The sequence below is a fragment of the Mycolicibacter sp. MU0102 genome (assembly GCF_963378105.1).
GTDB classification, from domain to species: domain Bacteria; phylum Actinomycetota; class Actinomycetes; order Mycobacteriales; family Mycobacteriaceae; genus Mycobacterium; species Mycobacterium holstebronense.
On the sequence record NZ_OY726398.1, the window covers coordinates 4,609,683 to 4,623,405 of the forward strand.

A 13,723-nucleotide genomic window follows, 5' to 3' on the forward strand; every position below is an offset into this window, starting at 1 on the left:
GGCTCAGCGAAGCGGCGCCGCGGTCGCGGTGATCGGCGAGGGCAATGCGGTGCGGCCCATCAGGTACCGGTCCACGCTCGCCGCGGCACCGCGCCCCTCGGCGATTGCCCACACGATGAGGGATTGACCGCGGCCCATGTCGCCGGCGACATAGACACCCGGCACCGCGGTGGCGTAGTCCGCATCACGCGCCACACTGCCGCGTTCGGTGAACTCCACACCCAGATCGGCCAGCAGCGGCGAACGCTCCGGCCCGACGAATCCCATTGCGAGCAGCACCAGGTCGGCTTCGAGTTCGAAGTCGGTACCGTCGACCTTCTCGAAGCTGCCGTTGCGGCGGCGCACTTCGTGGGCCCGCAACCCGGTCACCCGACCGTCACGGCCGGTGAATTCCTCGGTGTTGACCGAGAACACCCGATCACCGCCCTCTTCGTGCGCGGACGTGGTCCGCATGATCAAGGGGTAGGTCGGCCACGGGGTGGACGGATCACGGATCTCCGGCGGACGCGGCATGATCTCGAACTGGTGCACGCACGTCCCGCCCTGGCGGTGCACCGTGCCCAGGCAGTCGGCGCCGGTGTCACCGCCGCCGATGATGACGACTTTCTTGCCGTGCGCGGTGATCGGCGGCTCAGCCAGGTCGCCGGCCTGCACCCGGTTCGCCCACGGCAGGTACTCCATCGCCTGATGGATGCCCTCGAGCTCCCGGCCCGGGATCGGCAGGTCTCGCCAGGCGGTGGCCCCTCCGGCCAGCACAACAGCGTCGAAGTCTTCGCGCAGCTGCTCGACGGTCAGATCTACCCCGACATTCACGCCCGTCTTGAACGTCGTTCCCTCGCCGGCCATCTGCTCCAGCCGCCGGTCCAGAATTCGCTTCTCCATCTTGAATTCCGGTATGCCGTAACGCAGCAGACCACCGATGCGGTCATCGCGCTCGAAGACCGTCACCGCGTGCCCGCCCCGGGTGAGTTGCTGGGCAGCGGCCAGTCCGGCCGGCCCCGAGCCCACCACCGCGACCGACTTCCCGGTGCGGACCGTGGGTGGGATCGGTTGCGCCCAGCCTTCGGCGAAGCCGCGTTCGACGATCTCGTACTCGACCTGCTTGATGGTCACCGGCGGCTGGTTGATGCCCAGCACACAGGCCGGTTCACATGGCGCGGGGCAGAGCCGGCCGGTGAAGTCCGGGAAGTTGTTCGTGGCGTGCAGCCTGTCGAACGCCTCACGCCAGCGCCCGGTGCGTACCAAGTCGTTCCACTCCGGGATGAGGTTGCCCAGCGGACAGCCATGGTGGCAGAACGGGATACCGCAGTCCATGCAGCGTCCCGCCTGCTGGCGCAAGGTGTCTTCGGCGAAATCCTGATACACCTCGTTCCAGTCGCTCACCCGCTCGGAGACCGGACGGCGCAACGGCAGGATGCGCTGGGTGTTGGTCATGAATCCTCTCGGGTCAGCCATGAGCCGCCGCCATAATTGCCTCCTCAGGATCTGTGCCACTGGCTTTCGCCTCGGCGACCGCGACGAGCACCCGCCGGTAGTCGCGCGGCATCACTTTGACGAAGTCCCTTCCGCGGTTGGCCCAATCGGCCAGGATCGCGCGGGCGGGTACCGAGTCGGTGGCGGCGGCGTGAGCCGCCAGCACGTCACGCAGCCAGGCCACATCGTCGGCGTCGAAATCGTCGAATGTGTCCAGGTCCACCATCTCGGTGTTCAGCCGGTCGCCCAGCTGCCGGTCCGGGTCGTAGACGTAGGCCACGCCCCCGGACATCCCGGCGGCGAAATTGCGCCCGGTCGGGCCCAGCACCACCACTTTGCCCCCGGTCATGTACTCACAGCCGTGGTCGCCGACTCCCTCGACCACTGCTATCGCACCGGAGTTGCGGACTGCGAACCGTTCCCCGACCACCCCGCGCAGGAACACCTCGCCGGACGTGGCGCCGAACAGAATCACGTTGCCGCCGATGATGTTTTCCTCCGCGACGTAGCCGTCGGGCGCATCCAGCGGGGGGCGGACCACGATCCGGCCACCGGACAGCCCCTTGGCGACGTAGTCGTTGGCGTCGCCAAAGACCCGCAGGTTTATCCCCGGCGGCAGAAATGCCCCGAAGCTGTTGCCGGCCGACCCGGTGAAGGTGATGTCAATGGTTCCATTCGGCAACCCCTGGGCACCATAGGCTTTGGTGACCTCATAGCCGAGCATGGTGCCGACGGTCCGGTTCACGTTTGATATCGCACTGGTGAACTTGACCGGGGTGCCCGCATCGAGCGCCTCACGGCTCATAACGATCAGCTGCTGGTCCAAGGCTTTGTCTAGACCGTGATCCTGACCGGAGGTGCAGTACAGGTCCTGGTTCATGAACGCTGACTCCGGTTCATGCAGGACCGGCCCGAGGTCGAGCTTGTGGGCCTTCCAGTGCGCGCGGGCCAGCGTGGTATCCAGCGCATTCACCTGCCCGACTGCCTCGTTGATGGTGCGGAATCCCAAGGCCGCAAGGTACTCGCGCACCTCTTCGGCGATGAACCAGAAGAAGTTCTCGACGAACTCCGGTTGTCCGCTGAACCGTTCACGCAATTCCGGGTTCTGAGTTGCCACGCCCACCGGGCAGGTGTCCAGGTGACAGACCCGCATCATGATGCAGCCCGACACCACCAACGGCGCGGTGGCGAAGCCGAATTCCTCGGCTCCCAGCAGCGCCGCGATCACCACGTCGCGCCCGGTCTTGAGCTGGCCATCCACCTGCACCACGATCCGGTCCCGAAGTCCGTTGAGCAGCAAGGTCTGCTGGGTTTCGGCCAGCCCCAACTCCCACGGCGCTCCGGCGTGCTTGAGCGAGGTCAACGGCGCCGCCCCGGTGCCCCCGTCATGGCCGGAGATCAACACCACGTCGGCGTGCGCCTTGGACACTCCCGCCGCCACCGTTCCGACACCGTTCTCGGCGACCAGCTTCACATGGATGCGGGCTTCCGGGTTGGCGTTCTTCAGGTCGTGGATCAGCTGCTTGAGGTCCTCGATCGAGTAGATGTCGTGGTGCGGGGGCGGAGAGATCAGCCCGACACCCGGGGTGGCATGCCGAACCTCGGCGATCCACGGGTACACCTTGTTGCCCGGCAGCTGACCACCCTCTCCGGGCTTGGCCCCCTGCGCGATCTTGATCTGCAGGTCGGTGCAGTTGACCAGGTATTCGCTCGTCACGCCGAAACGCGCCGAGGCGACCTGCTTGATCGCGCTACGCCGCCAGGAGCCGTCGGCGTCGGGTAGGAAGCGGCTGGCATGCTCGCCGCCCTCACCGCAGTTGGAACGGCCGCCGATCCGGTTCATCGCGATCGCCAGGGTTTCGTGTGCCTCGGCAGAGATCGAGCCGTAACTCATCGCGCCGGTCGCGAACCGTTTGACGATCTCGGTGGCCGGTTCCACCTCCTCCAGCGGAACCGGTGGCCGCTCCCCGGCCTTGAACCGCAACAAACCACGCAGCGTGGCCAGGCGTTCACTCTGGTCGTCGACCAGCTTGGTGTACTCCTTGAAGACGGTGTACTGGCCCGAACGGGTGGAGTGCTGCAGTTTGAACACCGTCTCCGGGTTGAACAGGTGGTGTTCGCCCTCACGGCGCCACTGGTACTCCCCGCCCACCGGCAGTTCGCGGTGCGCCCGCTCTTCTGGGCGATCCAGGTAGGCCAGCGCGTGGCGGGCGGCGACATCAGCGGCGACGTCGTCGAGGGTGATCCCACCGATCGGGCAGTACAGGCCGGTGAAGTACTCGTCGAGAACGTCTTGCGAGATACCGATCGGCTGGAACAGCTGCGCCCCGGTGTAGGACGCCCGCGTCGAGATCCCCATCTTGGACATGACTTTCAGCACGCCCTTGCCGGCGGCCTTGGCATAGTTGGCCAACGCCTTGTCGCGATCGAGGCCTTCGATCAGGCCCCGGTCGAGCATGTCCTCGACGGACTCGAACGCCAGATACGGGTTGACCGCGGCGGCGCCGAACCCGATCAGCGCCGCCATGTGGTGCACCTCGCGGGCGTCGCCGGACTCCACCACCAGGCCCACCTTGGTGCGGGTCCGCTCGGCGACCAAGTGGTGATGCACCGCCGCGGTGGCCAGCAGTGACGGAATGGGGGCCATCGTCTCGTCGGATTCCCGGTCGGAGATCACCAAGAAGCTGGCACCCTCGGCGATCGCCTCCGAGGCCCGGGCGCACACCTGCTTGAGCGCCGCGCGCAACCCGGCACCGCCCGCCGCGGGCGGATAGAGGCAGCTGATAACGGCCGTGGACAACCCGTGCGGGCCCCGGGAACCGATCCGCTGTTCCGGGCTCAATTTCAGCAGCTTCGCCAGCTCGGAGTTGCTCAGGATCGGCTGGGACAGCACGATCTGCCGCCAGGTGGGTTCACCGGTGTTGAGCAGGTCGCCTTCCGGGCCCAGCGCACCTTGCAGGCTGGTGATCACCTCTTCGCGGATGGCGTCCAACGGCGGGTTGGTGACCTGGGCGAACAGCTGCTGAAAGTAGTCGAACAGCAGCCGCGGTCGCGCCGAGAGCACCGCCACCGGGGTGTCGGTGCCCATGGAGCCGATGGGCTCAGCGCCGGAGCGCGCCATGGGCGCGAGCACCAGGTTGAGCTCTTCGTAGGTGTAGCCGAACATATGCTGCCGCAACAGGACCCGGTGACGTTCCATCCGGGGTGCATCGCCGGGGGGCAGCTCGCCGATTCCGATCAGGCACTCATCGATCCACTGCTGGTACGGCCGTTCGGCGGCCAGCGTCGACTTGATCTCACGATCGGAGATGATCCGCCCGGCGGCGGTGTCCACCAGGAACATCTTGCCCGGCTGCAGCCGCTGTCGGTGCACCACCGTAGCGGGGTCCAGGTCGAGAACACCGGCCTCGGACGCCATCACCACCAGCCCGTCTTCGGTGACCCAAATACGCGACGGCCGCAGGCCGTTGCGGTCCAACACGGCACCCACCACGGTGCCGTCGGTGAAGGTCATCGAGGCCGGGCCATCCCAGGGCTCCATGAGCGAGTCGTGGTACTCATAAAAAGCGCGGGTAGGCCCATCCATGCTTTCGTGCCGTTCCCAGGCCTCCGGGATCATCATCAGCACCGCGTGCGGCAGGCTGCGGCCGCCCAGATGCAGCAGTTCGAGCACCTCGTCGAACCGGGCGGTGTCGGAGGCGCCCGGCGTGCAGATCGGGAACAGCTTGTCGGCGCTACGGTGGCCGCCCTCGGAGCCGAAGACGTCGGTGCGGATCAGCGCCTCCCGGGCGCGCATCCAGTTCTCGTTGCCGGTGACCGTGTTGATCTCACCGTTGTGTGCGATACGCCGGAACGGGTGAGCCAACGGCCACGACGGGAACGTGTTGGTGGAGAACCGCGAATGCACGAGGCCCAGTGCGCTCTGCATCCGCTCGTCGGCCAGGTCGGGATAGAACGCCTTGAGCTGCGGCGTGGTCAACATGCCCTTGTACACCATGGTCCGGCTGGAAAGGCTTGGGAAATAGACGGATTCCCGACCCGGTCCATCCTGGCCCGGCCCCTTGCTGCCCAGCTCATGTTCGGCGCGCTTGCGCACCACGTAGGCCCGGCGCTCCAGAGCCATGTCGGAAGCACCGCCGATGAAAAGCTGCCGGAAGGTCGGCATCGCATCTCGAGCCAGCGCGCCCAACGACGAGTCGTCGATCGGCACCTCGCGCCAGCCGAGCACCTGGAGGCCCTCGGCCTCGACGATCTTCTCCATGCCGACACAAGCTGCCGCCGACTCTTTGGCCGACTGCGGCAGAAATGCGATCCCGGTGGCGTAGCTGCCCTCGGGCGGAAGATCGAAATCGGTTACGGCACGCAGGAATAGATCCGGAATCTGGATCAGGATCCCAGCGCCGTCACCGCTGTTGGGTTCGGCTCCGGCAGCGCCGCGATGCTCCAGGTTGAGTAGCGCCGTAATCGACTTATCGACGATGTCGCGACTGCGCCGACCATGGATATCGACCACCATGGCCACCCCACACGCGTCATGTTCGAACGCGGGGTTGTAGAGCCCCACCCGACTGGGTGCCATCGCCACCTGAGTCACCTGACCCTTCGCACGTCCTTGCCCGTTGCCCGATATGGACAAGCGGTCAAGGGGGTTGGTCCGTGCGACGTTGAACGGCGTTCCTGCCTGAAAACTCTCACAGGCAACGCCACGATATACCCCGACCTAGCAAACACGCTAGTTCGCTGGACAGCGAGCTTGCGGTGAGGTTTGTGTTACGCCAACGCAATAACTGGATGATGTCCAGGAAATGTGGGCTGCCTATCGTTTGGCTGTCTGCACGCGAAGGAGACCAATATGGCCGCCGACATTTTCAAGCTCGTCGCCGACGAGTCAGTCGAGTACGTCGACATTCGATTCTGCGACCTGCCGGGGGTTATGCAGCATTTCTCGATCCCGGCGGAAGCGTTCGATGAAAGTGTGTTCGAGGATGGGCTCGCCTTCGACGGTTCGTCGATCCGCGGCTTCCAGTCCATCCATGAGTCGGACATGCTGCTGCTGCCCGACCCGGAAACCGCCCGCATCGATCCGTTCCGGGCCGCAAAGACGCTGAACCTCAACTTTTTCGTCCACGACCCGTTCACTCGGGAGCCCTATTCTCGCGACCCGCGCAACATCGCGCGCAAGGCCGAGAGCTACCTCACCAGCACCGGCATCGCCGACACCGCTTACTTCGGCGCCGAAGCCGAGTTCTACATCTTCGACTCCGTGAGCTTCGACTCACAGATCAACGGCTCTTTCCACAAAGTGGATTCGGTCGCCGGCTGGTGGAACACCGGCCGCACAACCGAAGCCGACGGCAGCCCCAACCTCGGATATAAGGTTCGCCCCAAGGGCGGCTATTTCCCGGTCGCGCCGACCGATCAATACGTTGATCTGCGCGACGCAATGTCGACCAACCTCACCAACGCCGGATTCACCGTCGAACGCGGCCACCACGAGGTCGGCACCGGCGGGCAAACGGAGATCAACTACAAGTTCAACACCCTGCTGCATGCCGCTGACGATCTGATGTTGTTCAAATACATCATCAAGAACACCGCCTGGGCGCACGGCAAGACGGTTACTTTCATGCCCAAACCGCTTTTCGGGGACAACGGTTCAGGTATGCACGTGCACCAGTCGGTATGGCAGGACGGTGAGCCGCTGTTCTACGACGAGATCGGCTATGCCGGACTGTCCGACACCGCCAGGCACTACATCGGCGGCATCCTGCACCACGCGCCGTCGCTGCTGGCGTTCACCAACCCCACCATCAACTCCTACAAGCGACTGGTTCCGGGTTACGAGGCACCGATCAACCTGGTCTACAGCCAGCGCAACCGTTCGGCCTGCGTGCGCATCCCGATCACCGGCACCAACCCCAAGGCCAAGCGGCTGGAGTTCCGCTGCCCGGACTCCTCCGGCAACCCCTACCTGGCGTTCTCGGCCATGTTGATGGCCGGCATCGACGGCATCAAGAACAAGATCGAACCGGCCGCGCCGGTCGACAAGGACCTCTACGACCTGCCGGCCGACGAGGCGGCGGCGATCTCACAGGCCCCCACCACACTGGCCGAGGTGATGGACAACCTCGAGGCCGACCACGAATACCTCACCGAAGGTGGGGTTTTCACCCCGGACGTGATCCAGACCTGGATCAGCTACAAGCGGGACAACGAGATCACCCCCGTCAACCTGCGTCCGCACCCCTACGAGTTCGCCCTCTATTACGACTGCTGACCGGTGAGCCAGCCCGACTCGCGCTTCTCGGGCTGGCTCACGGTAGATCGGCGCCTCCACGACTAGGCTGCGGTTGTTGGGCCACCTGGCCGTACCGCCGCCGTATGCCTCGAGGAGCCGATGAACGCAGACGACGACTTTCTGCGGCAGCGGATGCCGCCGCAGCAGCAACAGCCGGGACCCTGGACGCCGCCTCCCCAGCAGCAACCGCCGCAGCAACCGCCGCAACCCCCACTGCCGGCCCCCATGCCGCGGCCGCAGCCGGCCCGTGGCTGGCGGCGCATGGTCCTGTCCGCGACGCTGGGGTTGGTCAACCTGGGCCCGTCACCGGCCGAGCGGGAAGAAATGGCCTACCAGGTGGCCATCCGATCCCTGCCCAACGGAAGCTACAAAGTCGGCGTACTCGGAAAGGGCGGGGTCGGCAAGACGACCGTGGCGGCCAGCGTCGGGTCAGTGTTCGCCGCACTGCGCCGGGCCGACCACGTAGTGGCCGTGGACGCCGACACCGCGTTCGGCCGGCTCGGCAGCCGCATTGACCCGCGCGCCACCAGCTCCTACTGGGATCTGGCCGCCGATCAGAGCATGCAGTCGTTCGCCGACATCAGCAGCCGGGTCGGCGCCAACGCGGCGGGGCTCTACGTCCTGGTGGGCGAGCCCGCCGCGGGAAGTCGCCGGATCCTTGACGCGGCGTTGTACCGGGAGGCTGCGCTGCGCCTGGACCGGCACTTCACCATCTCGATCATCGATTGTGGTTCGACGATGGACTCGCCGGTGACCCAGGAGGCCCTGCGTGACCTGGACGCCCTGATCGTGGTCTCTTCGCCGTGGGCGGACGGTGCCGGCGCGGCCGCCAAGACCATGGAATGGCTGGCCGACCGCGGCCAGGGTGGGCTGCTGCAGCGCACCGTGGTGGTGCTCAACGACTCCGACGGCCATGCCGACCGCCGCACCCGCTCCGCATTGACGGCGCAGTTCCTGCAGCACGGCCAGGCGGTCGTTGAGGTGCCCTTCGACCCGCACCTGCGCCCGGGCGGGGTCATCGACGTGATGAGCGAGATGGCACCGGCAACCCGCCGCCGATTCCTACAGATCGCCGCGATCGTCGCGCACTACTTCGCGTCCCGACCCCGGGGGCGGGACGCGAAGCCGGGCCGAACTCAGAGCACGTAGCGCACGACACTCTCAGCGACGCAGGCCGGCTTGGCGCTGCCATCGATAGACACCGTGGTCGAGAAGGTCACCTGGTGGGCACCACCGCCCACATCGGCGACCTCGACCAGGGAGGTCTCGGCCCGGATCTTGGAGCCGACCGGCACCGGCGCCGGGAAGCGCACCTTGTTCAGTCCGTAGTTGATCGCCAACTTGACCCCATCGAGGCGGCTGATCTGCGCCATCAGCTGCGGCAGCATGGCCAGGGTCATGTACCCGTGAGCGATCGTGGTGCCGAAGGGTCCGGTGGCCGCACGCTCGGGGTCGACGTGAATCCACTGATGGTCACCCGTTGCGTCGGCGAACAGGTTGACGGCGTCCTGGGTGATGGTCACCCAGTCGCTGTGCCCGATCACCTGGCCCTGGCATGCGGCAAGTTCATCGATCGATGCGAAAGTGCGCACTTGGTCCCGCTCCTTTACTAATCCGTTGCCACCGCGCCGCTTTGGCGCAGCCGGTCGATCTCGTCGGTGCTCAGACCCAGCCGGGCGGCCAGCACCTGCTCGGTGTCGGCGCCCAGCGCAGGTGCCGCGACGGCGGGCGGGTGGGCGCCGTCGATCGACGCGGGCAGCCCGGCCGCCAAGTACTCCCCCACCCGGGGCTGATGCAGCGTGGCGAACATCGGGTTGTCGCGTAGGCGCTCATCGGCAGCCACCTCGGCAAAGCTGCGGTACCGGTCCCACAGCAGCGACGTCCCTGCCAGGGCGGCTTCGATCTGCGCCGCCGGCCGCTCGGCAAACCAGCCACTGAACAGCCCGGTCAGCAAGTCGCGGTGACGATAGCGCTGTCCTTCGTCGCCGAAGTCGATTCCTCGCGCTTGAGACAGTGCCGCAAGTACTTTCGTTGATCCGGTCAGCTCGGCAAGGTCTCGGAAGTGTCGATCTGTCAGCGTGACGACCATGAACGCCGCTCCGTCACCGCTGGCGAAGCTCTGCCCGTACTGCCCGTAGACCGCGTTGCCGATACGTTCGCGGCGGTCGCCGTTCACCATGGCCTCGGTGAGGAAACCCAGGGCGCTGGCGGTGCCCAGCGCCACGTCCTCCAGTGCCAGCCGGATCCGGCAGCCCTCGCCGGTGTGGTCGCGACGGTGCAACGCGGCGGACACCGCCAGCGCGGCGTGCAGCCCGCAGGCGATATCCCAGGCCGGCAGCACGTGGTTGATCGGGGCGGCGTGATCGCTGGGTCCGGTGACCAGCGGAAAACCGACACCGGCGTTGATGGTGTAATCCACCGCTGTGGAGCCGTCGGCGCGTCCGAGCACCTCGAGGTGGATCAGGTCGGGACGCTGCGACACCAGCGTTTCGTAGGAAAGCCACTGTCGGCCAGCCATATTCGTAATCAGCACACCGCTGTCGGCGATCAATTGCTGCACCACACGCTGCCCCTCGGGCGCGCGCAGATCGGCGACCACGGAGCGCTTACCCTTGTTAAGGCCCGTCCAGTAGATCGAGGTGCCGTCATCGGTGACAGGCCAGCGCCGGTAGTCGGCCGCACCGCCGACCGGGTCGATCCGCACCACGTCGCAGCCCAGTTGTGCCAGCGTCATTCCAGCGAGCGGGACGGCGACGAAGCTGGCGATCTCGATGACGCGCACCCCGGCCAGCGGCCCGGGCGCCTGCGCAGCACTGGCCTGCATGACCTGCCCTTCGTCGATGATTACGTCGACTATATGCCTACCAAAACACCCACCCCGGCCGGTGGCGAGTCCGCGCTGAATCTCAATCGTTGCCGAACCGCGATATGAAAACCCGTGGCGGCGAACAGGACACGGCTCCGACCCGTGTTTGACTCCGTTCAGAAGGGCTAGACCGCACGACATTGGGATGGGACAAGAGCTATGAAGAGCGTTGAGAAGTTACGTAACGCGGCCAGTCGGCTACCGCGCCGGCTGATGGTCGCGGCGGTGGGGGCCGCGCTGCTGAGCGGCCTCGTCGGGGCTGTCGGCGGTGCGGGTAACGCGTCAGCGTTCTCCCGCCCGGGCCTGCCGGTGGAGTACCTCCAGGTGCCGTCTGCGGCGATGGGCCGGGAGATCAAGGTGCAGTTCCAGCCCGGCGGCACCCACGCCGTCTACCTGCTGGACGGCCTACGCGCCCAGGACGACTTCAACGGCTGGGACATCAACACCCCGGCGTTCGAGGAGTACTACCAGTCCGGGTTGTCGGTGATCATGCCGGTGGGCGGGCAGTCCAGCTTCTACTCCGACTGGTACCAGCCCGCGTGCGGTAAAGCCGGCTGCCAGACCTACAAGTGGGAGACCTTCCTGAGCCGGGAGCTGCCGACCTGGCTGCAGGCCAACAAGAGCGTGTCACCGTTCGGCAACGCCGTCGTCGGCCTCTCGATGGCGGGCAGCTCGTCGCTGACACTGGCCGCCTACTACCCGCAGCAGTTCCCCTACGCGGCAGCACTTTCCGGCTTCCTGAACCCGTCCGAGGGTTGGTGGCCGACCTTGATCGGGATGGCCATGAGTGACGCCGGCGGCTACAACGCCTCCAACATGTGGGGTCCGTCGTCCGACCCGGCATGGAAGCGCAACGACCCGATGGTGCAGATCCCGCGACTGGTGGCCAACCGCACCCGAATCTGGATCTACTGCGGCAACGGCACGCCCAGCGAGCTCGGCGGCGACAACCTGCCCGCCAAGTTCCTGGAGGGCATGACACTGAGCACCAACAAGACGTTCCAGCAGAACTACACCGCCGCCGGCGGCAACAACGGGGTCTTCAACTTCCCGGCCGACGGCACCCATGACTGGCCGTACTGGAACCAGCAGCTGGTCGCGATGAAGGCCGACATCCAGCGCACCCTGGGCGTGGGCATCGACCCGACCTGATCGACCCCCCAACACGTCGGCGGCAGTGCAATCCAGCACTGCCGCCGACGTGTTTGTAGGAGAAGGGAAACCGGTGTGCGCCTAAAGCGGGTGAGCCGTCAGCGCCACAACCCGCGGCGGTCGACATAACGATGGCTGTACCAGGTGGCCATCAGGCAGATGGCGGTGGCGGTAGCCAGCATCCAGGTACCACCGACGAACACGCTGATAATGCCACCGACCACCGCGCCCGAGATGTAGCCGGTCAGCAGCATGAAGTTGAAGAACCAGTCGTGAATGGATCCGCCGCTGATGTGGCGCTCGATGCCTTGTCCCAGCTTCACCACGGTGCCGGTCACGTAGCTCAGGGGAATCGACACTTCGCCGTCACGGACGAATGTGGTGTTCAGCGCACCCACCCCGAACGCGACGAGCAGAATCGGCAGCAGGGGCACCGGCAGCGCGGGCCCGCCCTCGATCCAGTCGGTCACGGTCGCGGCCAGCAGCGACACCGCGGTCAACCGCAACGCGCCGTGTGGCCGGCTGCGCCAAACGTGGCGATGGCACAGCGAGGCGATCACCACGCCGGAGATGAAGGACACCAACAGGGCTGCGGCCGAAATCGACATCCACTGGCTGTCGGTGAACAAGCCCAGCGCCGCGCGCCCGGCGTTGCCGGTCATGAAGGTGACGAAGTAGCCCTCGGAATGGGTGTAGGCCGTGGCAGCCAGCACACCGGCCAGCCCAGCAAGAACCCACGACAGTCTTGCTTCACTGCCATAACGTTTATCTAGCACACGCGCCTAAGTGCGTCAGCCGACCGGACCTGGAACCAGGGTCACGGTGGCGCTGTGTTCGCCGCCGCCCGGGTTACGCCACGTAAGCGTGACGCTGTCGCCCGGGTGGCGCTGGTCGAGTACGTCGGTCAGGTCGGTGGCCGAGTTCACCGGCCGGCCGTTGACCGAGGTGATGATGTCGTCGCGGGCAATACCACTGCCCGCAGCGGGGGTGCCGTCGAGCACCTGGGCGACCCGTGCGCCGCCGTTGCTGTCGACCACGCCGACACCCATGAATGCCGTCTCACCGATGTGCACGGTGTTCGACGAGATGCCGGCCCGGATCTGGCCGGCGATGGCCATCGCCTGGTCGATCGGGATCGCATACCCTTCGCCGCCGGGCTGGGCGAACTTGTAGTTGTCCGACGCCGCGGTGTTCATTCCGATCACCTGGCCGGCGGCGTTCACCATCGGACCGCCCGAGTCACCCGGACGGATCGCGGTGTCGGCCTTGATCATGTTGGTCAAAGTCTCGGTGCTGCCGGTCAGCTCGTCGGCTGCGGAAACGGTCTGGTTCAGACCGATGACGCGTCCGGGCACCGCACTCGGCGTGCCGCCGTGGCCGCCGGCATTGCCCATCGCGACCACCGGGTCGCCGATGGCGACCCGCGAGGAGTTGCCGATGTTGGCAGCGGGCAGCCCGTCGGCGCCGCGCAACTGCAGCACCGCGACGTCGTGGCTGCGGTCGAAGCCGAGCACGTCGACCTCGTAGGTCTGGCCGTTGGCGACCGAGACCGCCGTGAGCCCGGTGGCGCCGGCGATGACGTGGTTATTGGTCAGCACCACGCCGCCGGGGTCCAACACGATGCCGGTACCGGCGCCGACTGCGCTCTGATAACCCATCTGGGCGTCGATGTTGACCACCGCGGGAGCGACCTGAGCAACCATCGCCGACGGGTCGAGCGGAGGAGCGGGCATAGTGGGCGACGCCTGAGCCGGCACCGCCACCAGCCCCGCGGTGGCGACCGCCGTGGTCATCACGCTGAGCAGCCGCCACCGTCCGGGGCGATGCGCTCTGCTCATACGTCATACCTCCTGCAGTCAGGGTCACGGTCCAGGCGGCTTCGCCCCGGCACGTCCCGGGACGTCGCAGACGTTGGACTCGCGAAACAAGAATGC

General features: G+C 66.4%; 9 protein-coding genes. 3 read left to right on the forward strand and 6 right to left on the reverse strand.

All coding sequences use genetic code 11. The features are described 5' to 3' along the window. Positions 1–3: 3 nt before the first annotated feature. Entirely contained in the window at positions 4–1,455 is a 1,452-nt protein-coding gene (locus RCP37_RS21420; protein WP_308484921.1) for a glutamate synthase subunit beta, read from the reverse strand. Continuing rightward, positions 1,448–6,052 carry a glutamate synthase large subunit gene (gene gltB / locus RCP37_RS21425; protein ID WP_308487195.1) on the reverse strand — a complete coding sequence of 1,535 codons (4,605 nt, stop codon included), beginning with the start codon at positions 6,050–6,052 and terminating at the stop codon, positions 1,448–1,450. Before gltB ends, RCP37_RS21420 begins: the two co-directional genes overlap by 8 nt. 273 nt (positions 6,053–6,325) lie before the next feature. On the opposite strand from gltB, the gene glnA reads away from it, so the two are divergent. Both glnA and RCP37_RS21435 read left to right on the forward strand, forming a co-directional pair. After that, complete coding sequence (glnA, locus tag RCP37_RS21430; protein WP_308484922.1) at positions 6,326–7,750, forward strand: type I glutamate--ammonia ligase; 1,425 nt, start codon at positions 6,326–6,328, stop codon at positions 7,748–7,750. Between the two features lie 120 nt (positions 7,751–7,870). After that, complete coding sequence (locus tag RCP37_RS21435; RefSeq protein WP_308484923.1) at positions 7,871–8,920, forward strand: MinD/ParA family ATP-binding protein; 1,050 nt, start codon at positions 7,871–7,873, stop codon at positions 8,918–8,920. On the opposite strand, the gene RCP37_RS21440 is transcribed toward RCP37_RS21435, so the two are convergent. Then, positions 8,908–9,363 (reverse strand): MaoC family dehydratase, encoded by a 456-nt coding sequence (locus RCP37_RS21440; RefSeq protein WP_308484924.1) that lies wholly within the window; start codon positions 9,361–9,363, stop codon positions 8,908–8,910. The genes RCP37_RS21435 and RCP37_RS21440 overlap by 13 nt on opposite strands. 17 nt (positions 9,364–9,380) lie before the next feature. Further along, positions 9,381–10,595 (reverse strand): CoA transferase, encoded by a 1,215-nt coding sequence (locus RCP37_RS21445; RefSeq protein ID WP_308484925.1) that lies wholly within the window; start codon positions 10,593–10,595, stop codon positions 9,381–9,383. 201 nt (positions 10,596–10,796) lie between these two features. Between RCP37_RS21445 and RCP37_RS21450 the strand changes: the two genes are divergently transcribed. Further along, entirely contained in the window at positions 10,797–11,789 is a 993-nt protein-coding gene (locus tag RCP37_RS21450) for an esterase family protein (RefSeq protein ID WP_308484926.1), read from the forward strand. A gap of 98 nt (positions 11,790–11,887) precedes the next feature. Here RCP37_RS21450 and RCP37_RS21455 read toward each other — a convergent pair whose 3' ends face one another. Continuing rightward, entirely contained in the window at positions 11,888–12,565 is a 678-nt protein-coding gene (locus tag RCP37_RS21455) for a YoaK family protein (protein ID WP_308484927.1), read from the reverse strand. A gap of 15 nt (positions 12,566–12,580) precedes the next feature. Beyond that, entirely contained in the window at positions 12,581–13,627 is a 1,047-nt protein-coding gene (locus tag RCP37_RS21460) for a S1C family serine protease (RefSeq protein ID WP_308484928.1), read from the reverse strand. Positions 13,628–13,723 lie beyond the last annotated feature (96 nt).

Coding starts and splice junctions, on each gene's coding strand:
- RCP37_RS21420 (WP_308484921.1), bottom strand. CDS start 1,455: ATGGCTGACCCGAGAGGATTCATGACCAACACCCAGCGCATCCTGCCG.
- RCP37_RS21435 (WP_308484923.1), top strand. CDS start 7,871: ATGAACGCAGACGACGACTTTCTGCGGCAGCGGATGCCGCCGCAGCAG.
- RCP37_RS21445 (WP_308484925.1), bottom strand. CDS start 10,595: ATGCAGGCCAGTGCTGCGCAGGCGCCCGGGCCGCTGGCCGGGGTGCGC.
- RCP37_RS21450 (WP_308484926.1), top strand. CDS start 10,797: ATGAAGAGCGTTGAGAAGTTACGTAACGCGGCCAGTCGGCTACCGCGC.
- gltB (WP_308487195.1), bottom strand. CDS start 6,052: ATGGCACCCAGTCGGGTGGGGCTCTACAACCCCGCGTTCGAACATGAC.
- glnA (WP_308484922.1), top strand. CDS start 6,326: ATGGCCGCCGACATTTTCAAGCTCGTCGCCGACGAGTCAGTCGAGTAC.
- RCP37_RS21460 (WP_308484928.1), bottom strand. CDS start 13,627: ATGAGCAGAGCGCATCGCCCCGGACGGTGGCGGCTGCTCAGCGTGATG.